Source organism: Acinetobacter lwoffii, assembly GCF_024129355.1.
GTDB classification, from domain to species: domain Bacteria; phylum Pseudomonadota; class Gammaproteobacteria; order Pseudomonadales; family Moraxellaceae; genus Acinetobacter; species Acinetobacter lwoffii_I.
The window spans coordinates 1-22,462 of the sequence record NZ_JAMXXP010000019.1 but is presented as its reverse complement, the minus strand read 5'-3'; the positions used below and the strand labels follow the sequence as shown (position 1 = coordinate 22,462).

Genomic DNA, 22,462 nt, shown 5'->3' with positions numbered 1-22,462 from the left:
ATAAAAAAATCGGGAGCACACCCGATTTCTCCTAGTCTAGCACGATAGTTTTGGCTGTGCATCGCAAATTTTATAATTTTCGCTACCTGATGAAATCAACAACAATAGTGTCAACTATCAGCGTTTTAATGCACATTCAAAACAAATAGCATGAAAAAATCCGGTATTAAACCAAAGGCAATGCAGTCGTGCTTTTAACCGTTTGCAATGGAATTTCAGTTTTTACGCTTTGAATGCAGGGAATTTGGGTTAAATGATGAATCTGAAATTTACGATAGGCATCCAGATCAGCCACCACAATTCTTAAAAAGAAATCACAATCGCCTGCCATTAACTGGCATTCGACCACCTCTGGCATTTCCTTGATCGCTTCGACAAATTGATCGACCACGGCAGCCTCTTGAGACTTGAGCCAGACACGTGCAAACACACTCATCGCCAAATTGACCTTTTGCGGATTCAGCAGCGCGACATATTGCTCAATCACACCATCATCTTCCAGCTGTTTCACCCGTCTTAAACAGGGTGACGGTGACAAGCCAATTAATTGAGCCAGTTCATTATTTTGCAGTTTTCCATTCTTTTGCAGCTCGTGCAAAATGCGTTTATCTATTTGATCCATGTCTATGCCTTGGCATTTAAAACCCCTTAAATTTAATTTAGCGCAATTTAATTTCAAATCAAAGCTAAGTTACTTGCATTACAACAGCAAATAGCCTGAATATCGCAATAAAATATGGTCTAGTTTTGCAGTACCTAGGTCATTTCCATGCTTTTGTTTAGACAAAGCACCGCAGCGGTAGTTATCCCTACCGATTTCAGCGAATTTCAACGTGGCATGAAAGATTCTATTCCCATGCTTTTAGGGATTATCCCCTTTGCGCTGGTGCTGGGTGCGACGGCGGTACAGAAGAATTTCAGCTTGCTCGAAGTGCCTTTACTGACAGGCCTGAACTTTGCCGGTGGTTCTGAATTTGCCATTCTGGAGGTCTGGAGCAGTCCACCAAATTTACTCATGCTGATGTTCATTACCTTTCTGGTGAATAGCCGGCATCTGTTGATGGGCGCCAGTTTGGTTCCGTATTTAAAGCATCTCCCGAATCGTAAAGTTTTTCCGGCGCTGTTTTTTATGGTTGATGAGAGCTGGGCGCTCGGTCTAGCTGATGCACAAAGGAAACAAGCGCACTTGGGTTATCGTGCTGCGTTTAGCATGCCTTATTATGCCGGCCTGTGTTTTTGCCTGTACTTGATGTGGGTCGGATTTACCACACTCGGCGCCATACTTGGACCTGTATTAGGTGACATCAACCGTTTTGGTTTTGATATGGCCTTTCCTGCTGTATTTCTGGTGTTACTGAGAAGTATGTGGAAAGGTTTTGAGGCTGCCCGGCCATGGCTGGTCAGTTTAGTCTGTGCGGCTTTGGCTTATTTATATTTACCTGCGGGCTGGTATGTGCCGGTTGGCGCCTTGTCTGGAATCGCTTCGGCATTTTTCCTGATTCAAGAGGATCAAACATGATCCAGATGAATACCTTGGTGGCTATTATTCTGATTGCTGCGACCACCTATTTAACCCGGATCTTGGGCTACGTCTTATTAAAAAATAAAACGCTGACACAGCGTCAGCGAAAAATTCTGGAAGTAGTCCCTGGCTGCGTGCTGATTTCAGTAATTGCACCCTATTTTGTTCGAGACCATCCTGCAGACCTGATCGCCTTGGCTTTAACGCTATTTGCCGCTACGCGTTTTGGATTATTACCAATCGTCGCCATCAGTATGGTTTCTGCCGCAGTTTTAAGAATTTTAATCGTCTAATACTCAAACAAAATCCCTTTAAATAATTTCTAAAGGGGTTTGGATTATTTCTGTGGATCGACCACTTTGGTCAGCAAACTGACCAGTTCGGCATTTTGCAATTCAACCTGCTGAAGTTTGGCTGTGGTCTGATCCAGCACTTCCTGCTGCAAATGCATTTTTTTGGCTAGATCCTGCATAATTTCCAGGGTCTTTTTCAAATTTTCTTCCAGATGCAGGATTTTTTCTTCGACTGGCACGCCTTCCACGCTACGTGGTTCATCATTCTGATTAAACTGCAGCCAGATCAGAAAAATCACCGCCAAAGTCAGCAATATAATAAATCCCCAAACCACCATCATGTGCTTGCTCTTATTTCATTTTATTGTCTTTATCTTAACGAAAAATGCTTCAGATAACGTAAATAATTCAGCCTCAATTCCTGATTTTCGATCAATTACCGGCAAATTCTCTTAAAACATGGCTTGCAGAATATTTATAGGAAAGAAAAAAGCACCGTGTCTTGGTGCTTTTGAGGTTTAGATAACCCGAACTTAATGAAATGATTCACATAAATCCAGTAGACGGTTGGCATAGCCCCACTCGTTATCGTACCAGGCAAAAACCTTAGCTTGATGCCCGACCACCAGAGTCTGGGTCAGATCAACAATCAGTGAATACGGGGAATGATTAAAATCACTCGATACCAAGGGCTCGTCCGTTACCGACATAATTTCGGCAAAATCCTGCCGGGCAGCCTTAATCAGAACTTCATTTAACTTGTGATCGGTAATCGGCGACTGGGAGACAAAGGTCAAATCAATCGCGGCCACATTAATGGTTGGCACCCGAATCGAATAACCATCAATACGATCTTCCATTTTTGGCATGACACGCTTTAAGGCACCGAGTGCGCTCGAAGTGGTCGGAATGATGTTATGGCCCGAGGCACGTGCACGTCGCAAATCACGATGTGCATGATCCAGTACCGACTGATCCGCCGTAACAGCATGGATTTCGGTCATCAGGGCGCTACTGATGCCAAATGCATCATCAATAATTTTGACCAGTGGCACCAAAGCCTGCGTAGTACAAGAAACACTGGAAATGATCTGGTCCGATGCTTTGACTTCATGATGATTGACACCATAGACAATTGCGGCATCGACCGTATCAAAAGGTGCCGCGCCAATAATCACACGTTTCGCCCCTGCGCCAATATGCTGGGTCGCGGCTTCACGAGAACGGAATAGCCCAGTACATTCAAGCACTACATCTACCGTCAAGTTTTGCCAAGGCAACTTAGCCGGATGCGACTCACACAAAACCTGTACTTTTAATGCAGTATCTTGATAGCTGATATGCATATAGATATGTTCAGCATCATAGCTGAGATCCACCTGCCCCGGAAAACGGCCATGGGTCGAGTCATATTTAAATAGATGGATCAGGGTTTCAACATCGGCAATATCATTAATGGCAACGATTTCAAAATTAAAATCTTTCGGATTTTCAAACCATGCGCGCAGTACATTCCGTCCAATACGCCCAAATCCATTGATTGCCACTCGTTGCATGACTCGACCTTTTATATGCCTATTTTAAAACTCTTCTATGTTAAAGGATTTCTGGCGCCGTACATTAAAAAACTTCAGAGAAAATACTGATTTTCGATTATTTTATTTCTGATCCATCCGTCTGTATCTGGGTCATTTAAAATTCCAGTTATTTTTAATGTGATGGATATCCACGAATTCTACTGTGGGAAAATTCAATTTAATTATTCAGCGAAAAACCTGAGTAAATAAATCCTTCGCAATTGGTTTTAAAATGATTGGTGCCTACTGCTTTTTCCGTTATAATTTGGCGTTTTAAATTTTTAAGCCCCGCATTGCAGCAGAGCTCTTGTATGCTTGTCAGACTGTGGTGTTTTAGCCAAATCGGAAATTATGGAGTGACTTGGTTGTGAGTACTCGTTTTATGACATCAGCTGAAATTCGTGAAGCATTTTTGCGTTACTTTGAATCGCAAGGGCATACACGTGTCGCGTCGAGTTCTCTAGTACCTGCCAATGACCCAACTTTGCTGTTCACCAATGCTGGTATGAACCAGTTTAAAGATTGCTTCTTAGGTCTAGAAAAACGCGATTATGTACGTGCAGTGTCATCACAAAAATGCGTGCGCGCAGGTGGTAAGCACAACGACTTGGACAATGTGGGTTATACAGCACGTCACCACACTTTCTTTGAAATGTTAGGTAACTTTTCATTTGGTGATTACTTCAAACGTGATGCGATCAAATTTGCCTGGGACTTTTTGACTAACGAAGAATGGCTTGGTCTTCCTAAAGATAAACTCTATGCAACCGTTTACCACACCGATGATGAAGCCTTTGACATCTGGAACAAAGAAATCGGTCTAGACGCTTCACGCATTATTCGTATTGGTGACAACAAAGGCGGTCAATACGCATCTGATAATTTCTGGGCAATGGGTGACACCGGTCCTTGTGGTCCATGTTCTGAAATCTTCTTTGACCATGGCGATCATATCTGGGGTGGCTTACCGGGTTCTCCTGAAGAAGATGGCGACCGTTTCATTGAAATCTGGAACAACGTTTTCATGCAGTTCAACCGTACTGCGGATGGCGTATTACACCCTCTTCCAGCGCCTTCTGTGGATACAGGTATGGGCTTGGAGCGTATTTCAGCTGTTCTTCAGCACGTTAACTCAAACTACGAAATCGACCTGTTCCAGCACTTGCTAAAAGCTGCTGCTGAAATTATTGGTTTAGATACGTCTGAACTTGAAGCAAAAGCACAAGCAGAAAACAAACCAGTTGAATACCCTGCTTCACTTAAAGTTGTTGCTGACCATGCACGTTCATGCTGCTTCCTGATTGCTGATGGCGTAAACCCATCGAACGAAGGTCGTGGCTATGTATTGCGTCGTATCATTCGTCGTGCAGTACGTCACGGTAACAAACTAGGTGCGACTGGTTCGTTCTTCCACAAAATGTTGAAGCCACTGATTGAAGTGATGGGTGCAGCATATCCTGAACTTGCAGCCAACCAGGCACGTATCGAAGCGCAACTTCTGAAAGAAGAAGAGCAATTTGCTAAAACACTTGAGCAAGGTCTGAAATTGCTTGAAGGCGAATTGGCGCAGTTAAAAGGTTCTGTAATTCCGGGCGAAGTAGTATTTAAACTTTACGATACTTACGGTTTCCCGACTGACTTGACTGCTGACATCGCACGTGAACGTGACTTAACCATTGATGAAGCTGGTTTCGAAACTGAAATGGCTGCACAGCGTCAACGCGCACGTGATGCAGGCAAATTCGCAATCGACTATAATTCTGTTGTGAAAGTCGAAGGTGAAACTCAGTTTGAAGGTTACGATGCAACTGCGGGTCAAGGTCAAATCATCGCAATCTACAAAGATGGCGAGCAAGTTGACGAAGTGGTTGAAGGCGACGAAGCACTGATCGTACTTAACCAAACACCTTTCTACGCAGAAAGCGGTGGTCAAATCGGTGATACAGGACTCTTCAAAAACGATACTGGTATTTTCGAAGTTCAAGATACCAAGAAATCTGGTGGTGCATTTGTACACCAAGGTATCGTGACTATGGGTAACTTGAAAGTTACTCAAAATGTAGAAGCAACGGTTAAAGCAGACATTCGTGCAGCAACGGCACGTAACCACTCTGCGACTCACCTGCTACATGCTGCATTACGTCAAATTTTAGGTTCACATGTACAGCAAAAAGGTTCATTGGTTGCATCTGACGTGTTACGTTTTGACTTTGCCAACGACCAGCCTGTAAGCTTTGAACAGCTGCAAGAAATTGAACGCTTGGTCAATGCTGAAGTGATTGCCAATACTGCGGTGTCTACTGAACTTCTGGATATCGAGTCTGCGAAGGCTAAAGGCGCGATGATGCTGTTTGGTGAGAAATATGGTGACGAAGTACGTGTACTGTCTATGGGTTCAGTGATTGAAGAGAAAAACTTCTCAATCGAACTTTGCGGTGGTATTCACGTAAAACGTACCGGTGATATCGGTCTGTTCAAAATCACCTCTGAAGGTGGTGTGGCAGCCGGTGTACGTCGTATTGAAGCAGTAACAGGCATTAAAGCAGTTGAAGTTGCGCAAAAAGCCGATCGCGATATCAATACGATTAACGGTTTGCTCAAAGCGCAAAAAGACCAGACTTTAGAAAAAGTTGAAGCACTGGTTGATACTGCATCGAGCTTGCAGAAACAGATCGAACAACTCAATCAAAAACTTGCTAGCCTGCAAGCTGGTGAACTTCTAAGCCAAGTTCAAAGCATTGCAGGTCGTGCAACCTTGATTACAACTGTTGAAAACATGGATGCAAAAGCACTACGCAACCTGCACGACGGTGTGAAATCAAAATTAGAAAATGCAGTGATTGTTCTGGCAGGTGTAGAGGGTGACAAGGTGAGCTTGATCGCATCTGTAGCAAAAGACTTTACTGCTTCTATTAAAGCAGGTGACATCATCAAACATTTGGCAACTGAGCTAGGTGGTAAAGGTGGTGGTAAACCTGACTTGGCACAAGGTGGCGCGCCACTTAACGAGAAGTTTGCTCCAGTGATGGCAGATTTAACTGCCTGGCTTGCAGCAAAATAAAACTTCAATTTTGTGTAACTGACCCTGATAGGTACATCAGGGTCATGGCTTATATGGAACAACTATGGCATTAATCGTTCAAAAATATGGCGGTACCTCTATGGGTACTCCCGAGCGCATTTTAAATGTTGCTCGTCGTGTAAAGCGCTGGCATGACCACGGCCACAAGGTAGTGGTAGTGGTATCAGCAATGAGTGGCGAAACCAATCGTCTACTTGCTTTAGCGAAGGCCATTACCGAAACCCCTGACCCACGTGAACTAGACCAAATGGTATCTACGGGTGAACAGGTTACGATTTCTATGTTAGCAATGGCGCTGAACTCAATTGGAGTTGAAGCAAAATCACTAACAGGTCGCCAGGTTGGCATGAAAACCGACAGCTCATTCAATAAGGCACGTATCGAATCCATTGATACTGAAGTCCTGAACTCAAATCTGGATGCAGGCCGCGTACTTGTCGTTGCCGGTTTCCAGGGTTTTGATGAACATGGCAATACCACCACTTTAGGGCGTGGCGGTTCTGATACTTCAGGTGTTGCAATTGCTGCCGCACTCAAAGCAGATGAATGCCAGATTTATACCGACGTTGACGGTGTATATACCACCGATCCACGTGTTGCACCAAAAGCAAAAAAAGTTGATCGTATTTCATTTGAAGAAATGCTTGAGATGGCGTCACTCGGTTCTAAAGTCCTGCAAATTCGTTCAGTTGAATTTGCTGGTAAATATCAGGTGCCTTTACGCGTATTATCAAGCTTCGACAATGACAACGATGGCGCATTCGACGAAGAGTTTAAGCAAAACGTTGGTACACTTATTACGACTGAATTGGAAGACAACATGGAACAGCCAATTATCTCCGGTATCGCATTTAACCGTGACGAAGCAAAATTAACTATTTTAGGTGTGCCTGACGAACCGGGTATTGCTTCTAAAATTTTGTGCCCGATTGGTGATGCCAATGTTGAAGTGGATATGATTATCCAGAACGTTGAAGAAGATGGTACAACTGATTTCACTTTTACTGTGAACCGTGGCGAATTAAATAAAGCCAAAGCCATTCTTGAAGCAACTGCTCAAGAAATTGGTGCGCGTGAAGTTGCGACCCGTTCAGATATCGTAAAAGTATCAATTGTAGGTGTAGGCATGCGTTCACATGCCGGCGTGGCAAGCAAAATGTTCACAGCTTTGGCAGACGAAGGCATCAACATCCTGATGATCTCGACGTCTGAAATCAAGATTTCTGTGATCATTGAAGAAAATTATCTTGAACTTGCGGTTCGTTCATTGCATACCGCATTCGGTTTAGACCGTGAACAAGGCGAATCTAGCGCACGTGCTTAAGCGTTAAGACAGAATATTGTCATTGTTTGACAGTATTTTATAAAAGTCTACAAAAATGCAGAGCCACTATAGTTTTTTTTATAGTGGCTCTGTTATATTAAGCCTGAGGATTTTTAACCAGCTGAGATAGATTAAAATCTTTCACCCAGATGACAGAATTTCTATCCAGATCTTATTTTGTAATTTTTGGTTGTGCTTTTTGTTTTACATTCAATAGATTGCAGGTTTTGCATTTTGCAAGGAGAAAAACATGCTGATTCTGACTCGACGCGTCGGGGAAACTTTAATGATTGGTGATCAAGTCAGTGTGACTGTGCTTGGTGTAAAAGGTAACCAGGTTCGTATCGGGGTAAATGCTCCGAAAGAAGTCTCTGTGCACCGTGAAGAGATTTACCAGCGTATCCAGCATGAACGTGCAATGCATGAACATCTTCAACATATCGATCAAGATTACCAACCTTCTTATGAAGACGATAGCCAGACACAAAATAACTTTAACCGTTAATGTTTGTGCGAAGAATAAAGCGGCTTTTGAGCCGCTTTAAATTTGTCTAAATTTTATACAAAAATATTAAATACTTAGATAATTTAAAATAAAACTTAAAGTTCTGCACCCTGCTGTAATGCTGCAATCACCTTTTTTACCGGCCCAAAACTGCGACGATGCTCATCAATCACGCCATGTAAGGCAATCGCTTCAAAATGTGCCTTGGTCGGATAACCCTTGTGCTTGGCAAAGCCAAATTGCGGATGCTTCTGATCCATCTCGATCATCTGATGGTCACGGGTTACTTTCGCCAGAATACTGGCTGCTGAAATTTCAGCATGCAGTGCATCACCACCCACCACGGCATCACAGCTCATGCGAAGGCCTTGAGGGATTTTATTGCCATCGACTAGTACATGCTCTGGTTGAAATGGCAAAGCTTCTACAGCGCGACGCATGGCCAGCAAAGAAGCTTGCAGAATATTATGTTCATCAATCTCTGCCGCAGAAGCCTCAGCAATGGCCCATGCCAGCGCTTTTTCCTGAATCTCGATAAAAAGTTTTTCACGCTTCTTTTCAGTGAGTTTTTTAGAATCATTTAAACCCTCAATCGGGTTGTTCGGATCTAAAATAACTGCCGCAGCGACCACCGAACCCACTAATGGCCCACGCCCTGCTTCATCTACACCAGCAATCTTCATGTCTATTTTTCCATAAAAAATAGGCTGAACCAGTCAGCCTATTTCAATTTAATCTTGGCTTAGTTTACAGCTTCAGCTACACAAGCGTTAATGGTTTTTGCAACCACATTGCCGACAATCGTCGCACGTGCTGCCGGGTCAATTGCTGCAGTCGCCAAATCTACCGCTGTTACACTTTGTGGCGCTTTTTCACTGACACAGCCACAAATTTCAGTCTGGATATTCTGCTTTTGGGTCGTAGTCATTAGACGTGTAGCTGTTTGCCATGCTGGAATATTATTCAGCTCAGTCGTACATTTTGCATTGATCGCGATTTTAAGCGCAGCCCCACCCAGCTGTTGCGTTGTGGTTTGCGTTTCAGGGCTGCCTGTTGTTGCACAAGCCGATAAAACCAAAGTAAGTGGAGCAAGTGCAATCAATAATTTTTTCACAGATCTGTTCCTTGTTTATTCATATATGAAGCGTGTCGCTATTGTGCCGAAATTCACCTGAATAAGAAATCTATAAATCATCCTGAATGTTTAATCTGCACTCAGCCATTTCAATGGATGTTGCATGAAAGCCACCATAGCGTTGCAGATTTGGAATTGCTGAGTTGATTCGCCCTTTGCTAAGGTGCATCCATCTTTGAGGGCAATCGAAAATCACATGGAAAAAGTACAATATTACACGCGCACGGCACAATGGCTGCACTGGCTCATGGCGGTTATCTTTATTGCGGCATGGCTGATTGGTTTTTATAGTGGGAATTTTTTAAGTTATGAGGTCGATGGCAGCTTTAAAGGCGATGTCATTACCCTGCATAAAAATATCGCCACCACCATTATTTTCCTGTTGGTTGTGCGAATTTTCTGGCGTTATACCCACCCTGCCCCTGAACTACCGGACACTATGTCACCCCGGATGAAAACTTTGGCACATGCAGGTCATCTGGCTTTGTATTTTATGCTGATTGCCCTACCTGTCACCGGCTGTTTATATAGCTGGAGTCTGGGCTATCCAGCACCAGTGCTATATTTATTTAACCTGCCGGCACTGATTTCAGAAAATCCGGCTGTAACCGCGATCGTAAAACCCCTACATATCTGGCTTTCCTGGGCAGTTGGCTTACTTTTAGTTGGACATATTTTCGCAGCACTGAAACATCATTTTATCGATAAAGATCATGTACTCAACAGCATGACCCGACAATCCAAATCTTCTAAAAAATAATCTGCAAAACCACACTCAATCAGCTCTCATTGCAAAGCTGATTTTATTTTAAGAACTCGGTCATGCAGCCTTTCAGACTGTTTGCAATAGCCTGTTGCGTGAGTTTTGACTTTACTTCTTCATCCAGAGTCGCTTTCAGTAAAGTGCTTGCCGGAATATCCTTGAGTGCATGCTCACCTACACATGAACAGACATTCTGTTCAAGTTCAGCTTTATTTTTGTCCTGCATAAAATAGGTCGAGGCAGTCCAGAATTTAGATGCTTTCAATTCTTTTGCACATTGGTATTCAATCACGGGTTTTAAAGTACGCTGTGTCAAAGTCATATCCGCATTTGAGCAAGCAGATATCAACACGCTACTGATGAGCAGAATTATATTTTTCAATTTCATATCCATCTATAAAAACAAAGGCAGAGCGAACCCTGCCTTTTATTTAAAAACTTAAACCAGGGCACGGATCTGGTTGATCCATTGCTCTTTTTCAGTATCGGTAATAAAAGAGGCTTCAAATGAGTTAATGGCCAACTGCTTGAGTTCCTCATTGCTTAAATCCAGTGCTTCAGCAATGGCAATAAAATTGTCATTCATATAACCACCAAAATAAGATGGATCATCTGAATTGACTGTAACGTGCACGCCTTGTTGCAAGAGGCGACGGATATTATGCTGCTGCATATCATCCACGACGCAGAGTTTCAGGTTTGACAATGGGCAAACTGTCAGTGGCATCTTTTCTGCGATCAGGCGCTGCATTAACTCCGGATCTTCTTCCGAACGAACCCCATGATCAATACGATTCACTTTCAGTAAATCTAAAGCTTCCCAGACATAAGCTGCCGGACCTTCCTCACCTGCATGTGCTACAACCAAGAAACCTGCTTCACGCGCTTTAGCAAAGACACGTTCAAACTTTGAAGGTGGATGCCCGACTTCACTTGAATCCAGACCGACCGCAATAATCTGGTCTTTATAAGGTAAGGCCTGTTCCAGTGTTGCAAATGCAGCATCTTCACTTAAATGACGCAAGAAACACATAATCAGATGTGAACTGATACCAAGTTTAGTTTTGGCATCATCACAGGCTTTTTGCAAGCCGTTGATCACGGTTGAAAAAGCAACACCACGATCGGTATGGGTTTGTGGATCAAAGAACATTTCAGTATGCACGACCCGGTCTTCAGCACATTTTTCAAAATACGCCCACGCCAGATCATAAAAATCCTGTTCATGAATTAATACAGCAGCGCCGGCATAATAAATATCCAGGAACGACTGAAGATTATGAAAGTTATAGGCCTGTTTAACTTCTTCAACAGATTTATACGGGATGGCAATTTTATTACGCTGAGCGATCGCAAACATTAGCTCAGGCTCAAAAGTGCCCTCAATATGAACATGAAGCTCGGCCTTTGGCAAAGCTCGAATCAACTCAAGACGGTTCATCGCTTCTCCTCATGAAACCTAAAATAATAAAAAAAGGGTGCAAACTGAGTTTACACCCTTTCCAAATCTAGAAAAATTAGCCGCCAAATAGTGCGAATTTAAGCGTCCATAGTACTGCAATAATCCAGACCATATACGGTACAGTTGATGCCTTACCGGTTAACAATTTGATCAGTGCATAGCTGATGAAGCCCATCGCAATACCATCAGCAATTGAATAGGTAAATGGCATAAATACAATGGTTAAAAATGCAGGAACTGCTTCTGTAATATCTTCCCAGTCAATATGCACGATACCTTGAATCATTAAGACACCGACAAATAACAGCGCTGGTGCTGTTGCAAAGCTTGGTACAGACTGTGCCAATGGTGCAAGGAACAAACAGGCAACAAACAGGATACCGACTACAACAGCAGTTAGACCTGTACGGCCACCGGCTGCTACGCCCGCAGAAGATTCAATGTATGGCGTAGTTGAAGATGTACCCAGCGCTGCACCTGCAACAATTGCAGAAGAGTCCGCAAAAAGTGCTTTTTTCAAACGCGGCAGTTTGCCATCTTTCAACAAGCCTGCACGGTGTGAAACACCTACAAGCGTACCGGTTGAGTCGAATAAATCGACCAGGAAGAAGACAAAAATCACGCCAATTAAACTGGCAGTGAACAGACCTTCAAAGCTCATTTGCATAAATGTTGGTGCAATCGATGGCACTGCGCCAACCACACCTTTAAATTCACTCAGACCCAATGCTGCTGAAATACCGGTTAACACCAAAATACTGATGATGATCGCACCACGCACTTTAAAGTGATGCATCACAACAACCAGAAGGAAACCAAATAATGCAAGCAAAACCGATGGTTGTTTTAAATCGCCCAAACCTACCAACGTAGCAGGATTATCCACAATCAGGCCGGCATTTTTCAAAGCAATCAGCGCAAGGAATAAGCCAATACCACCACCGATGGCCAGTTTCAGCGACATTGGAATCGCATTTACAATGGCTTCACGGATTTTAAACATGCTGATCGCAATAAACACAAGACCGGAGATAAACACAGCCCCGAGTGCTGTTTGCCAAGGCACACCCATTCCCAAACAGACGGAATAGGTAAAGAAGGCATTCAAGCCCATGCCTGGTGCAAGTGCAATTGGATAATTTGCAATCAAACCCATAACTAAACAGCCAATCGCGGCTGCAAGACAAGTTGCTACAAAGACAGCCCCATGATCCATCCCCGTTTCGGACAAAATCATTGGATTGACAATAATGATGTAACACATCGTTAAGAATGTAGTTACACCGGCAAGAACTTCTGTACGGAAACTGGTTTTGTTTTCACTCAGTTTAAACAGACGTTCAAGCATACTTTCTGAAGATGGATTAGGAGTCGTCATGACCTAGCCCCTATTGAGTAAACTTTATGCTTTAAGCAAGCCGTCAAATAAATGAAATTTTATAAAAAAATTCATCAATTTTAAGGATGTGTTAGCAACGAATATGCCAGCGTAGCCATTTGACGGGTTAAAATGTTGTAACAGCTTACAGCCCCGGGGCTATGCTATAAAAACCCAAAAAAAATCTAAACAAAAAAGCTGCATAACCTTTATGCAGCTTTATTTTCTTGATTTAAATCAAATGCTTAACAAGATGAATTCTGCTTCATCCTGATCGTTGGCAAATTATAACACATTGATTTCTTATTGCTTATTTGATTTTACACTTTATTAGAAATTAATATATTCAAGATGAATATTTAAAAAATTTTATTATATTTATTATTGATTTAATTTTATTAATTCGACCCAATTGGCGGGAGGAAGATAGTACAACCTGCTTAATGTCGATGTCGATTGGATTCCAGCAATTTGCTTGAATCACGTCCATCGTTCAAGACATGACGGATCTTTTCATATTTTCTGATTTCGGACTGTTTATGGACACAAAATCCTAATAAACTGATCATTAAGGCAAAAACAGGGATAGCATATATTTTCATTTTTATTATGCTGCTTTGTAACACTATGCAATTATGCTAACAAAAAACCTAACAAACTTGTGACATAGTTTACATTTAACCCGATAGAAGGCATTTATTCATCCTCTAAATATTAATTTTATGTAGTTTTATTTATTAATACTTAATTAATTTATAATTCTTTTTTCAAAAAATCGACACTATTAAAAATTCTTTTAAACAAAAACTAAACAATTGAATTTAATATATTTTTCAAAATATCTAAAAGAAGTTTATTCAACATTAAAATATGTAGATAAATAAAATCTAACCTATTCAATAGAACTTATTTCGATTTATTTTATCGGCCTTTTCCAAGAATGCTCAACTTTAATTTTTAGAATAAAATGATCTAAATAAAGGAGATTTTGCGAGGGATTTCAAAGCTTTTGGCGATATTTTTATTTTTAATTATCTTGAAGTTTTCATTATGCAGTTCATCCACACTTCACTCATCATAGAGTCAAATCGTTGAACACTATTTAAGAACCTAACCATGATAAAGACATCCCAATATCCGGCATACATATCCTCATGCTGGATACTGGGAATCATCTCATTTATGCACTCAGTTGTTCATCACGCTTAAACACCAGTTCTCCTTTGAGTGAACTGTCTGCATCAAAATAATAGCCATCAGTATTAAAAGCTTTTAGCCCCTCTATACGATCAATTTTATTTTCAATCATAAAACGCGCCATGAGACCGCGTGCTTTTTTGGCATAGAAACTAATCACTTTATATTTGCCATTTTTCTGATCCAGAAATACCGGCTTGATAATGTCTGCCTGAATTTTGCACTCGTTGACTGATTTGTAATATTCATCAGAGGCGATATTCACCAGGATTTCAGAATTTGCTGCTGCTAGATCCTGATTAATCAGATCAGTAATGTGATGTGCCCAGAAGTCATATAGGTTATGCCCGCGGGAATTGGCCAATTTGGTTCCCATTTCCAGACGGTACGGCATCATCAAATCCAAGGGACGTAAGAGTCCATATAATCCAGACAACATGCGTAAACGGTCTTGTGCATAGTGCAGATCTTCATGTTTTAAACTATAGGCATCCAGTCCGGTATAGACATCGCCTTTAAATGCAAAAATCGCCTGACGGGCATTGGCTAAATTAAAATCCGGTTGCCAGTCATTAAAACGTGCGGTATTTAAAGTGGCAATTTTTTCACTAACACTCATTAAGCTGGAAATTTCTGTTGCAGAAAGTGTGCGACAAACGTTGATCAAGTCCTGTGAATGTTCTAATAATCTCGCTTGAGTAAATTGGTCAGTCGGTAATGGAGTATCGTAATCGAGAGTTTTGGCTGGAGAAATTAAAGCGAGCATGGCAACCTGGTCAAAAAATGATTAATCAAACTATATCAGTCTGCTTATTTTAATTCCAATTCATGTTTTTATTCACCATAATCGTTAAAATGCACGATTCTCCTGTTAATCATCGGTTTTTATATGCCCGAGCAAATTTTTCTTCAAGGGCCTGCGGGTCAGATTGAAGTTTTTGTGGATTATCCTCAGGGTGAAGTGAAAGGATTCGCGGTAGTTTGTCACCCCCATCCATTGCAAGGCGGTACACCACAACATAAGGTTCCGGTTTTACTGGCACAAATGTATCTGGAACGTGGCTGTATTGTGTATCGTCCAAGTTTCCGTGGTTCTGGTAAAAGTGAAGGTATACACGACGAGGGCTTCGGTGAGACGGATGATGTATTAGAAGTCATTCGGTTCGCTCGCAACCAGCATATTGCCCTGCCTTTTTATGCAGGCGGTTTTAGTTTTGGTGCGCATGTCATGGCAAAAAGCTATGCAGCCTTACCGGTAGAATTGCAACCAAAGCAAACCATTTTATGTGGTCTGCCGACTGCAACAGTGGCTGGTATTCGCCATTATGTGACGCCCGCCATTAAAGGCGACATTCTGTTCATTCATGGCGAAGCCGATGAAGTGACTTTGCTCTCAGATATGATTGAATGGGCAAAGCCACAACGCCATTTAGTGACCGTATTACCTGGTGCCAACCATTTCTTTACCGGCTATTTAAAGCAATTACGGATCGCAATGACCCGGTACTTAGCGCTTGGCTAAATAAAAAAACCCATCAGATGATGGGTTTTTTTATTAAAAGACAAAATCTTCTGCAAAAATTTCATACATCACAGCCCGATATTTAGGCTTATCGATGTAACGGAGAATTTTTCCACCCAAGCGTTCTGCAATTTTACGGCTAGCCCAGTTTTCTTCTGCTACCGGGTAGCTTAAGACTTGAATCCCTAATGTATTAAAAGCATAGGCCACAACACAATGCACTGCCTCATGTCCATAATGATGACCATGCGCAGTTTCACGAATCCAAATACCGACTTCAGGTATTTCATCATGAAGTCGATGCAAACCACATAGCCCAATAAATTCTTGTGTTTCAATATGACGGATCACAAATACATATTCTTTATAATCAGTCATATTTTCCAGCCAATTTTGCCAGACTGTTGCAAATCCCTGTTCAGATTGTGGTGGGTCCCACGCCATAAAACGTGTCAAACTCGGCGTAATTGAAGCATAAGTTTCTTTGGCATCGGCTGATTTAAAACAATTCAGGATCAAGCGTTGACTTTGCAGTGTAGGCAAAGCTGATTGATTCTGTTGAATTAGCTCTTCCATTCAAACTCGCTAAAGCTTTCCTGCTCTTTTAGAGAGGTTTCCACTGCCTGTGCAAGCTGATTAAGCAAACTTCTTTCGGTGATACGATCCAGCCAGTCCTGTTCTTCTTCAGGATATGAGGCAATTTCACAAACCAGATGCCCTTGTTCATCTCTGGTTTCGCAACTCACAGATAAAGGCAGCGCATGGTCTTCCACGCTGACGGCAACCTGAGCTCCACTTTGGCTTAAGGTCTGAAAACCATATTTGCCTAATTTTTCGGCAAGTAAATGTGCTACATATTCCTGGGTTTCCTGACCATCCCGTGGTGTTTGGCTCTGGGTATTGGCCATGAATTTTAATTTTCGCATCGCTACTTCCAAATGGCTTTTTTCTTATATGGGTTTAGCATAAGCAATATAAACAAAACAGCCAAGCAAAAGCTTGGCTGTTTCACATAATTTTAAAAATTATTCTGACACTTGAATTGGCAATCCTGCGATTGAGGTCAATTCTGTGAAGGTCGGGAAACTGGTTGCGACCGTTTCAGTACCGACAATCTTGATCTGCTCCGAATTACGCAAACCGGCAATCGAAAAACTCATCGCGATACGGTGATCGTGATGCGATTCAATTTCACCACCCGTAAAGATTGGCGACCAGTCACCAGACTTGCCCTTACCTTCAATGATGATGCCATCGTCCGTTGGGGTACAGTCGATGCCCATGGTTTGAAGACCGTCGGCCATCACTTGAATACGATCCGATTCTTTTACGCGAAGCTCGGCAGCACCGGTCAGGATGGTTTGACCTTCGGCACATGCAGCCGCAATGAATAGCGCCGGGAATTCATCAATTGCCAATGGCACCTGATCTTCCGGCATATGAATGCCTTTTAAGGTACGTGTACCACGGATACGAATATCGGCAATCGGTTCACCGCCTGCAATACGCTCGTTTTCAACTGTAATGTCCGCACCCATTTGCTTGAGGATTTCGACCACACCAGTACGGGTCGGGTTAATGCCAACTGCTTCAAGGGTCACATCCGAGTTTTCAGTAATGGCCGCACCGACCATAAAGAAAGCAGCAGAAGAAATATCTGAAGGCACCTGAATATTGGTTCCAACCAGCTTTCCGCCACCTTGCAGTGAAATTCGGTTGCCTTCTGTTTTCACTTCATAACCAAAGGCACGTAGCATACGTTCAGTATGGTCGCGTGTTGGTTCTGGTTCAGTCACCGAAGTTTCACCTTCTGCCCATAGACCTGCCAGCAGAATCCCTGATTTTACCTGAGCTGATGCCATTGGCAAATCGTACTGAATCCCTTTCAGGTTTTGGTTGCCGGTGATGGATACAGGTGGCGTACCTCGCTCACCAGTGGTCTGAATTTGCGCGCCCATTTCACGTAAAGGCTTGGCAATACGCTCCATTGGACGTTTAGACAATGACGCATCCCCTGTCATCACTGAATCAAATTTCTGTGCTGCTAGCATACCCGACAGCAAACGCATTGAAGTGCCTGAGTTGCCCATATAAATGGCAGACTGCGGCGCTTTTAAGCCTTGCATGCCAACACCATGAATGGTGACTTCACCATTTTTAGGGCCTTCAATGCTGACTCCCATATCACGGAAAGCTTGCAGTGTCGCTAGAGCATCCTCACCTTCCAAAAAGCCGGTCACATGTGTGGTACCTTCTGCAATCGCACCAAACATGATCGAGCGATGTGACACAGATTTGTCACCTGGCACGGTAAATTTACCCTGAAATTTCTTGGCACCCGGCTGAATGGTAAATTGTTGTGTCACTTTATTTTTCTCCATGAAAGGTTTCTTGGCGAGCATATGGTTGAAATGCTGGCGAGCTGCCTGCGCATGACTCAATAAGCCCATCAATGCGTGGGAATCTTCATCTTCAATCAATTTGCGAATAATCGCGAGCTGCTGTTCAAAGCCATCAACAGCATTCAGAACTGCTTTTTTGTTGGCAAAAAAGATGTCATGCCACATTTGTGGATCGCTAGCGGCAATTCGCGAGAAATCCCGGAAGCCACCGGCAGCATAACGAAATATATCTAAATTGTCTTCACGCTTGGCCAATTGCTCAACCAAGTTGAATGCCATGAGATGCGGAAGATGACTGGTATGCGCCAGCACTTCATCGTGCTTGTCGACATCCATACAAATCACTTCGGCTTTCGCCGCTTGCCACAGCTGAATCAGTTTATCGACGGCCCAGTCTGCACTGCTTGGCAGTGGCGTCAAGATCACCTTGTGATTGGCAAATAAATCAACTTTACCTGCATGCACCCCGGTATGCTCGGCACCTGCAATCGGATGGCCCGGTACAAAACCTTCAGGCAGTTCATCGCCAAAAACCGCTTTCGCTGCATCGACCACATTACCTTTGGTACTACCCACATCAGTAATAATGGTATTGGCAGATAAATAAGGCTTGATAGCTTCCAGCACCTTTTGCGTGGCACGTACCGGCAATGCCAGTACCACCAGATCAGCGCCTTTGACCGCCTCTAAAGGATCGGCATAGCCTTCGGAAATCAGGCCAAGAGATTTAGCATCTTCCAAAGTCTTTTGTGAACGTGTCGATGCAACAATGTCATTGGCCAAATGCTCGGCTCGAATGACACGCGCCAGACTTGAACCAATCAGTCCAAGCCCGATAAATGCAACTTTTTCAAACAGTGGCTGCGACATGGTTTAAGCTTTTGCCTCTAAACCGAGTACTTTAGCCAATGCGCTCAAGAATTTCGCATTTTCTGCTTCAGTACCAATCGATACCCGAATGTGATTAGAAATACCGACCGGACGTACAATCACCCCTTGCTTGAGCAGACCATTGAAGGTTGCTGATGGGTCTGCCTGTACATCTACCAAGATAAAGTTGGCACGTGAAGGCACATAGTTAAGACCCAAAGCCTTAAAACCAGCTTCAAGTTGCGCCATACCGGCTTTATTCACTTCACGAGAACGCGCGATAAAATCTTCATCTTTCAGTGCAGCCACCGCAGCCACCATCGCAAGATGGTTGACATTAAATGGCTGACGAATACGATTGAGATAATCCGTCACTTCTACTGAAGCCAGAGCAAAACCAACACGTAGTGCAGCCAGACCATAGCACTTCGACAAAGTACGGCTAACGATCAGGTTTGGATATTGAGCCAAGAATTTCAGACTGTTGAAGTTTTCCGGGAAATATTCCACATAGGCTTCATCCAGAACCACGATGACATTGGCAGGAACTTTTTGCATGAACGCTTCAAATTCAGCTTCTTCAAACCAGGTTCCTGTTGGATTATTCGGGTTTGCAATGAAGACGAGTTTGGTATTGTCTTGAATTGCAGCCGCCATTGCTTCCAAGTCATGCGAAAAGCCTTTAGCTGGCACTTCAATCGCTTGTGCATTAATGGCTTGAGTCACCAATGCATAAACTGCAAAAGCATGCTGGCTATACACCACCGAATCATTTTCTGAAACGAATGCGCGGGCAAACATTTCCAGTAAGTCGTTTGAACCATTCCCCAAGGTAATCTGATCGTGATTAAAACCAAACTGGGCCTTGATCTGATCTTTCAGGATAAAACCACCACCATCCGGATAACGGCCAATTTCAGAAATTTCCGCAGCGACCGCTTCTTTGACTTTATCTGAACAACCCAGCGGATTTTCATTTGAAGCCAGTTTGACGATATCGGTAAGCCCCAACTCGCGCTCAAGTTCACTGATCGGCTTACCCGGTTGATATGGCTTTAATTTTGAGATGCCTGAATTGGCTGGAACAAACGACATTTTAGACTTCCAATTTTAGGTATAAAACAGTGGTCAGCACCCTCGCCCTAACCACGGATAGCTGACTTAAAGTACAGCTGCAGGATATGAACCGAGCACGCGAACTTCTTTAACCAAAGGACGAATTTCTTCAATGGCTGCTTTCACGTGTTCCTGCTCAATATGGCCTTCAAGATCAATGAAGAACACATAAGCCCATTTTTCAGGAAGTGCAGGACGGGTTTCAATGCTGGTCAGACTGATATTGTGCTTGGCAAACGGCGCCAGAATTTCCAGCAAAGCCCCGGCACGATCATGTGCTGAAATCAGTAATGAAGTCTTGTCATTACCACTTTGTGGCACTTTTTCACGGCCAATCACCAGGAAGCGTGTGGTATTTTCCGGATTGTCCTCGATATTGCTATGCATGATTTCGAGATCATAGATACTCGCAGCAATTTCAGAGGCAATCGCGGCAGAATGCCATTCATTACGAATACGGCGCGCTGCTTCTGCGTTGGAGCTTAAAGCGACACGTTCCACGCCTGGATAATGCGCATCCAGCCACTTACGGCACTGTGCCAAAGTCTGCTGATGCGCATAAATCTGTTTGATGCTGTCTTTACGGGTATTTTCAGAAATCAGGAACTGATGGTGAATCGGTAATTCAACTTCGCCAATTACATTCAGGTTCGAGGTTTTGAAACAGTCTAAAGTATGGTTAACCACGCCTTCAGAGGAATTTTCTACCGGCACCAGACCATAATGGGCACTACCCGCTTCCACGTCACGGAAAACTTCATCAATGGTCGGTAAAGGACGAACCACAGCATCATGGCCAAAGTGCTTGAGTACCGCAGAATGAGTATAGGTCCCGACTGGTCCCAAGAAAGCAATGCTTTGCGGAGCTTCAAGTGCCAGACAGGCCGACATGATTTCACGGAACAGACGTGCCATGGTGGTATCAGACAATGGCCCTTCATTACGTTCCATGACATTACGCAAAACCTGAGCTTCACGTTCTGGACGGTAAAACAGCGGATTCTCTTCTGAAGCAAACTTTGCTTTTGCCACAGCTTCAGCCAAACGTGCCCGACGGTTAATCAATTGCTGAATTTGCTGATCAACAGAATCGATATCTTCACGAATTTTTGCCAAATCAAGAGAAGTCGTGGTGTTTTGATCGTCGTTGATCATTGTTCTGTCGCCCTTCATAAACCTTATCTGTTCAGTATAACAATAGTGAGCTTTCAAATGTTACGCAATATGACATTGGTAGATTAAGTCTTAAAAACATACAGTTGATTTTAACCATTTATCGCTTTTGGTCATATCTGGTAACATTTACTTCAGCTTTTCTGCTTGATTTACATTATTAAATTGTAAACTTTGCCTGTCCATATTAACTGATTTTAAGGAAGATGAAATATCACTATTTCTTAATCTATATAGCGGTTTTAAGCATAAGAAAATTAAAATAATTACTTTTCACACGTCATTTTTGAACCATTCATATCTAAGATAGATTTCACAATAAAATGCACACTCTGCAACCCCATTTTTATCGACTTCTCTTTGATTTCACTTATTTTTTACATTAAATCACTACTCAATTACAAAGCAGAGACGATTTTTTAACCAATCATAGATAGTCTAACTTAAAACAAGCGTTTGGGTGTCAGTCATGCCAAAAAGAATAGCTGTACTTTTGACGAATAATTTTGAAGATCAGGAATATCTTGAACCCGTTGCGGCCTTGCTGGAAGCAAAGCATAGCATCTGTAATATTGAGTTTAATGTAGGAAGAGTGGTCTATGGTCTGCATGGCTGTTCTGCAGTGACGATTGACCGGGGCATCGAACAAATCAGTATTGATGATTTTGATGCCTTGCTGATCCCTGGCGGTGAATCTGCAGTTTCTTTATCTACCGATCTCCGGGTGCTTCAATTTATCCAAGCTTTTAACCAGGCCAAGAAAACCATCTTTAGTTTATGTGATGCATCATTATTACTGTGCGAAGCAGATGTACTAAAAAATCGAATTATTACCAGTATTCGCGCGCATGCCAGTCGCGTACAACGTGCCGGTGGAACGTATTATGATGCGGAACTGGTGAATGACAATAATCAGTTGATTTCATCGCGCCTACCCAATGATTTACCCATTTTTATTCATGAATGTTTGGATGTTTTAAAATCATAAAGTCTTAAAAAATATTTCCCATCTTGGCCATGTTCTCCCCTATAAAAAAGAGTCCTTCGGGACATTGCTGTCCCACAATTTTTCACAAGAGGAAGCTCATTTGAGCTTCCTCTTGTTTTATGGGTATTTTATCGGGTGAAAATAAAGCTTTTA

At 42.8% G+C, this 22,462-nt stretch carries 22 protein-coding genes; 8 read left to right on the top strand and 14 right to left on the bottom strand.

Features of this window, described 5'->3' with window-relative positions:
- Window positions 1-166: 166 nt before the first annotated feature.
- Complete coding sequence (locus tag NI468_RS10145) at window positions 167-622, bottom strand: Lrp/AsnC family transcriptional regulator (RefSeq protein WP_004645552.1); 456 nt, start codon at window positions 620-622, stop codon at window positions 167-169.
- Window positions 623-769: 147 nt separating this feature from the next.
- Between NI468_RS10145 and NI468_RS10140 the strand changes: the two genes are divergently transcribed.
- Window positions 770-1,519: an AzlC family ABC transporter permease gene (locus NI468_RS10140; RefSeq protein ID WP_247144053.1), complete on the top strand. Its 750-nt coding sequence runs from the start codon at window positions 770-772 to the stop codon at window positions 1,517-1,519.
- On the top strand, window positions 1,516-1,815 hold the full coding sequence (locus tag NI468_RS10135) for an AzlD family protein (RefSeq protein WP_005106506.1): 300 nt from the start codon (window positions 1,516-1,518) through the stop codon (window positions 1,813-1,815). The genes NI468_RS10140 and NI468_RS10135 overlap by 4 nt, the downstream gene beginning before the upstream one ends.
- Before the next feature lie 44 nt (window positions 1,816-1,859).
- On the opposite strand, the gene NI468_RS10130 is transcribed toward NI468_RS10135, so the two are convergent.
- Window positions 1,860-2,156 (bottom strand): hypothetical protein, encoded by a 297-nt coding sequence (locus NI468_RS10130; RefSeq protein WP_253101658.1) that lies wholly within the window; start codon window positions 2,154-2,156, stop codon window positions 1,860-1,862.
- Window positions 2,157-2,348: 192 nt separating this feature from the next.
- Window positions 2,349-3,371 (bottom strand): type I glyceraldehyde-3-phosphate dehydrogenase, encoded by a 1,023-nt coding sequence (locus tag NI468_RS10125; RefSeq protein WP_005106504.1) that lies wholly within the window; start codon window positions 3,369-3,371, stop codon window positions 2,349-2,351.
- A gap of 388 nt (window positions 3,372-3,759) precedes the next feature.
- Here NI468_RS10125 and alaS point away from each other — a divergent pair, with 388 nt between their 5' ends.
- The 3 genes from alaS (at window position 3,760) to csrA (ending at window position 8,303) form a co-directional block, all read left to right on the top strand.
- Complete coding sequence (gene alaS, locus NI468_RS10120) at window positions 3,760-6,453, top strand: alanine--tRNA ligase (protein ID WP_171065870.1); 2,694 nt, start codon at window positions 3,760-3,762, stop codon at window positions 6,451-6,453.
- Between the two features lie 64 nt (window positions 6,454-6,517).
- On the top strand, window positions 6,518-7,798 hold the full coding sequence (locus NI468_RS10115) for an aspartate kinase (RefSeq protein WP_004278971.1): 1,281 nt from the start codon (window positions 6,518-6,520) through the stop codon (window positions 7,796-7,798).
- Window positions 7,799-8,048: 250 nt separating this feature from the next.
- A complete protein-coding gene (csrA, locus tag NI468_RS10110; RefSeq protein ID WP_004278972.1) occupies window positions 8,049-8,303 on the top strand; it encodes a carbon storage regulator CsrA in 255 nt (84 codons plus the stop codon).
- 95 nt (window positions 8,304-8,398) lie between these two features.
- Here the strand turns inward: csrA and rnhB are convergent, their stop codons facing one another.
- Both rnhB and NI468_RS10100 read right to left on the bottom strand, forming a co-directional pair.
- Entirely contained in the window at window positions 8,399-8,986 is a 588-nt protein-coding gene (gene rnhB, locus NI468_RS10105) for a ribonuclease HII (RefSeq protein ID WP_004731583.1), read from the bottom strand.
- A gap of 59 nt (window positions 8,987-9,045) precedes the next feature.
- Window positions 9,046-9,417, bottom strand: coding sequence for a hypothetical protein (locus NI468_RS10100; RefSeq protein ID WP_004731585.1), 372 nt, complete (start codon window positions 9,415-9,417; stop codon window positions 9,046-9,048).
- A gap of 217 nt (window positions 9,418-9,634) precedes the next feature.
- On the opposite strand from NI468_RS10100, the gene NI468_RS10095 reads away from it, so the two are divergent.
- Entirely contained in the window at window positions 9,635-10,198 is a 564-nt protein-coding gene (locus NI468_RS10095) for a cytochrome b (protein WP_005252288.1), read from the top strand.
- 43 nt (window positions 10,199-10,241) lie between these two features.
- Here NI468_RS10095 and NI468_RS10090 read toward each other — a convergent pair whose 3' ends face one another.
- From NI468_RS10090 to yaaA, 4 genes are all read right to left on the bottom strand, one after another.
- Entirely contained in the window at window positions 10,242-10,595 is a 354-nt protein-coding gene (locus NI468_RS10090) for a hypothetical protein (protein WP_004645560.1), read from the bottom strand.
- Window positions 10,596-10,640: 45 nt separating this feature from the next.
- On the bottom strand, window positions 10,641-11,642 hold the full coding sequence (locus NI468_RS10085; protein ID WP_004731590.1) for an adenosine deaminase: 1,002 nt from the start codon (window positions 11,640-11,642) through the stop codon (window positions 10,641-10,643).
- 76 nt (window positions 11,643-11,718) lie between these two features.
- Window positions 11,719-13,041: an NCS2 family permease gene (locus NI468_RS10080; protein WP_004645563.1), complete on the bottom strand. Its 1,323-nt coding sequence runs from the start codon at window positions 13,039-13,041 to the stop codon at window positions 11,719-11,721.
- A gap of 1,180 nt (window positions 13,042-14,221) precedes the next feature.
- Window positions 14,222-15,004, bottom strand: coding sequence for a peroxide stress protein YaaA (yaaA, locus tag NI468_RS10075; protein WP_005247421.1), 783 nt, complete (start codon window positions 15,002-15,004; stop codon window positions 14,222-14,224).
- A gap of 123 nt (window positions 15,005-15,127) precedes the next feature.
- On the opposite strand from yaaA, the gene NI468_RS10070 reads away from it, so the two are divergent.
- Window positions 15,128-15,760 carry an alpha/beta hydrolase gene (locus NI468_RS10070; protein WP_253101655.1) on the top strand — a complete coding sequence of 211 codons (633 nt, stop codon included), beginning with the start codon at window positions 15,128-15,130 and terminating at the stop codon, window positions 15,758-15,760.
- A gap of 33 nt (window positions 15,761-15,793) precedes the next feature.
- On the opposite strand, the gene NI468_RS10065 is transcribed toward NI468_RS10070, so the two are convergent.
- The 5 genes from NI468_RS10065 to pheA form a co-directional block, all read right to left on the bottom strand.
- Window positions 15,794-16,336, bottom strand: a complete 543-nt coding sequence (locus tag NI468_RS10065) for a GNAT family N-acetyltransferase (protein WP_253101652.1) — start codon at window positions 16,334-16,336, stop codon at window positions 15,794-15,796.
- Window positions 16,324-16,686: a hypothetical protein gene (locus NI468_RS10060; RefSeq protein WP_253101649.1), complete on the bottom strand. Its 363-nt coding sequence runs from the start codon at window positions 16,684-16,686 to the stop codon at window positions 16,324-16,326. Before NI468_RS10060 ends, NI468_RS10065 begins: the two co-directional genes overlap by 13 nt.
- Window positions 16,687-16,785: 99 nt before the next feature.
- Window positions 16,786-19,032 carry a bifunctional prephenate dehydrogenase/3-phosphoshikimate 1-carboxyvinyltransferase gene (locus tag NI468_RS10055; protein ID WP_253101646.1) on the bottom strand — a complete coding sequence of 749 codons (2,247 nt, stop codon included), beginning with the start codon at window positions 19,030-19,032 and terminating at the stop codon, window positions 16,786-16,788.
- Between the two features lie 3 nt (window positions 19,033-19,035).
- Window positions 19,036-20,127, bottom strand: a complete 1,092-nt coding sequence (hisC, locus tag NI468_RS10050; protein ID WP_253101643.1) for a histidinol-phosphate transaminase — start codon at window positions 20,125-20,127, stop codon at window positions 19,036-19,038.
- Window positions 20,128-20,193: 66 nt separating this feature from the next.
- On the bottom strand, window positions 20,194-21,303 hold the full coding sequence (gene pheA / locus NI468_RS10045; protein ID WP_004645570.1) for a prephenate dehydratase: 1,110 nt from the start codon (window positions 21,301-21,303) through the stop codon (window positions 20,194-20,196).
- Window positions 21,304-21,790: 487 nt separating this feature from the next.
- On the opposite strand from pheA, the gene NI468_RS10040 reads away from it, so the two are divergent.
- The gene (locus NI468_RS10040) at window positions 21,791-22,309 is read left to right on the top strand and encodes a DJ-1/PfpI family protein (protein ID WP_253101640.1); all 519 of its coding nucleotides are present in this window, start codon (window positions 21,791-21,793) and stop codon (window positions 22,307-22,309) included.
- Window positions 22,310-22,462 lie beyond the last annotated feature (153 nt).

What these genes read in the sequence shown, in the direction of transcription:
- NI468_RS10145 (WP_004645552.1), bottom strand. Translation starts at nt 622, where the DNA reads ATGGATCAAATAGATAAACGCATTTTGCACGAGCTGCAAAAGAATGGA.
- NI468_RS10140 (WP_247144053.1), top strand. Translation starts at nt 770, where the DNA reads ATGCTTTTGTTTAGACAAAGCACCGCAGCGGTAGTTATCCCTACCGAT.
- NI468_RS10135 (WP_005106506.1), top strand. Translation starts at nt 1,516, where the DNA reads ATGATCCAGATGAATACCTTGGTGGCTATTATTCTGATTGCTGCGACC.
- NI468_RS10130 (WP_253101658.1), bottom strand. Translation starts at nt 2,156, where the DNA reads ATGATGGTGGTTTGGGGATTTATTATATTGCTGACTTTGGCGGTGATT.
- NI468_RS10125 (WP_005106504.1), bottom strand. Translation starts at nt 3,371, where the DNA reads ATGCAACGAGTGGCAATCAATGGATTTGGGCGTATTGGACGGAATGTA.
- NI468_RS10115 (WP_004278971.1), top strand. Translation starts at nt 6,518, where the DNA reads ATGGCATTAATCGTTCAAAAATATGGCGGTACCTCTATGGGTACTCCC.
- csrA (WP_004278972.1), top strand. Translation starts at nt 8,049, where the DNA reads ATGCTGATTCTGACTCGACGCGTCGGGGAAACTTTAATGATTGGTGAT.
- rnhB (WP_004731583.1), bottom strand. Translation starts at nt 8,986, where the DNA reads ATGAAGATTGCTGGTGTAGATGAAGCAGGGCGTGGGCCATTAGTGGGT.
- NI468_RS10095 (WP_005252288.1), top strand. Translation starts at nt 9,635, where the DNA reads ATGGAAAAAGTACAATATTACACGCGCACGGCACAATGGCTGCACTGG.
- NI468_RS10090 (WP_004645560.1), bottom strand. Translation starts at nt 10,595, where the DNA reads ATGGATATGAAATTGAAAAATATAATTCTGCTCATCAGTAGCGTGTTG.
- NI468_RS10085 (WP_004731590.1), bottom strand. Translation starts at nt 11,642, where the DNA reads ATGAACCGTCTTGAGTTGATTCGAGCTTTGCCAAAGGCCGAGCTTCAT.
- NI468_RS10080 (WP_004645563.1), bottom strand. Translation starts at nt 13,041, where the DNA reads ATGACGACTCCTAATCCATCTTCAGAAAGTATGCTTGAACGTCTGTTT.
- yaaA (WP_005247421.1), bottom strand. Translation starts at nt 15,004, where the DNA reads ATGCTCGCTTTAATTTCTCCAGCCAAAACTCTCGATTACGATACTCCA.
- NI468_RS10070 (WP_253101655.1), top strand. Translation starts at nt 15,128, where the DNA reads ATGCCCGAGCAAATTTTTCTTCAAGGGCCTGCGGGTCAGATTGAAGTT.
- NI468_RS10065 (WP_253101652.1), bottom strand. Translation starts at nt 16,336, where the DNA reads ATGGAAGAGCTAATTCAACAGAATCAATCAGCTTTGCCTACACTGCAA.
- NI468_RS10060 (WP_253101649.1), bottom strand. Translation starts at nt 16,686, where the DNA reads ATGCGAAAATTAAAATTCATGGCCAATACCCAGAGCCAAACACCACGG.
- NI468_RS10055 (WP_253101646.1), bottom strand. Translation starts at nt 19,032, where the DNA reads ATGTCGCAGCCACTGTTTGAAAAAGTTGCATTTATCGGGCTTGGACTG.
- hisC (WP_253101643.1), bottom strand. Translation starts at nt 20,127, where the DNA reads ATGTCGTTTGTTCCAGCCAATTCAGGCATCTCAAAATTAAAGCCATAT.
- pheA (WP_004645570.1), bottom strand. Translation starts at nt 21,303, where the DNA reads ATGATCAACGACGATCAAAACACCACGACTTCTCTTGATTTGGCAAAA.
- NI468_RS10040 (WP_253101640.1), top strand. Translation starts at nt 21,791, where the DNA reads ATGCCAAAAAGAATAGCTGTACTTTTGACGAATAATTTTGAAGATCAG.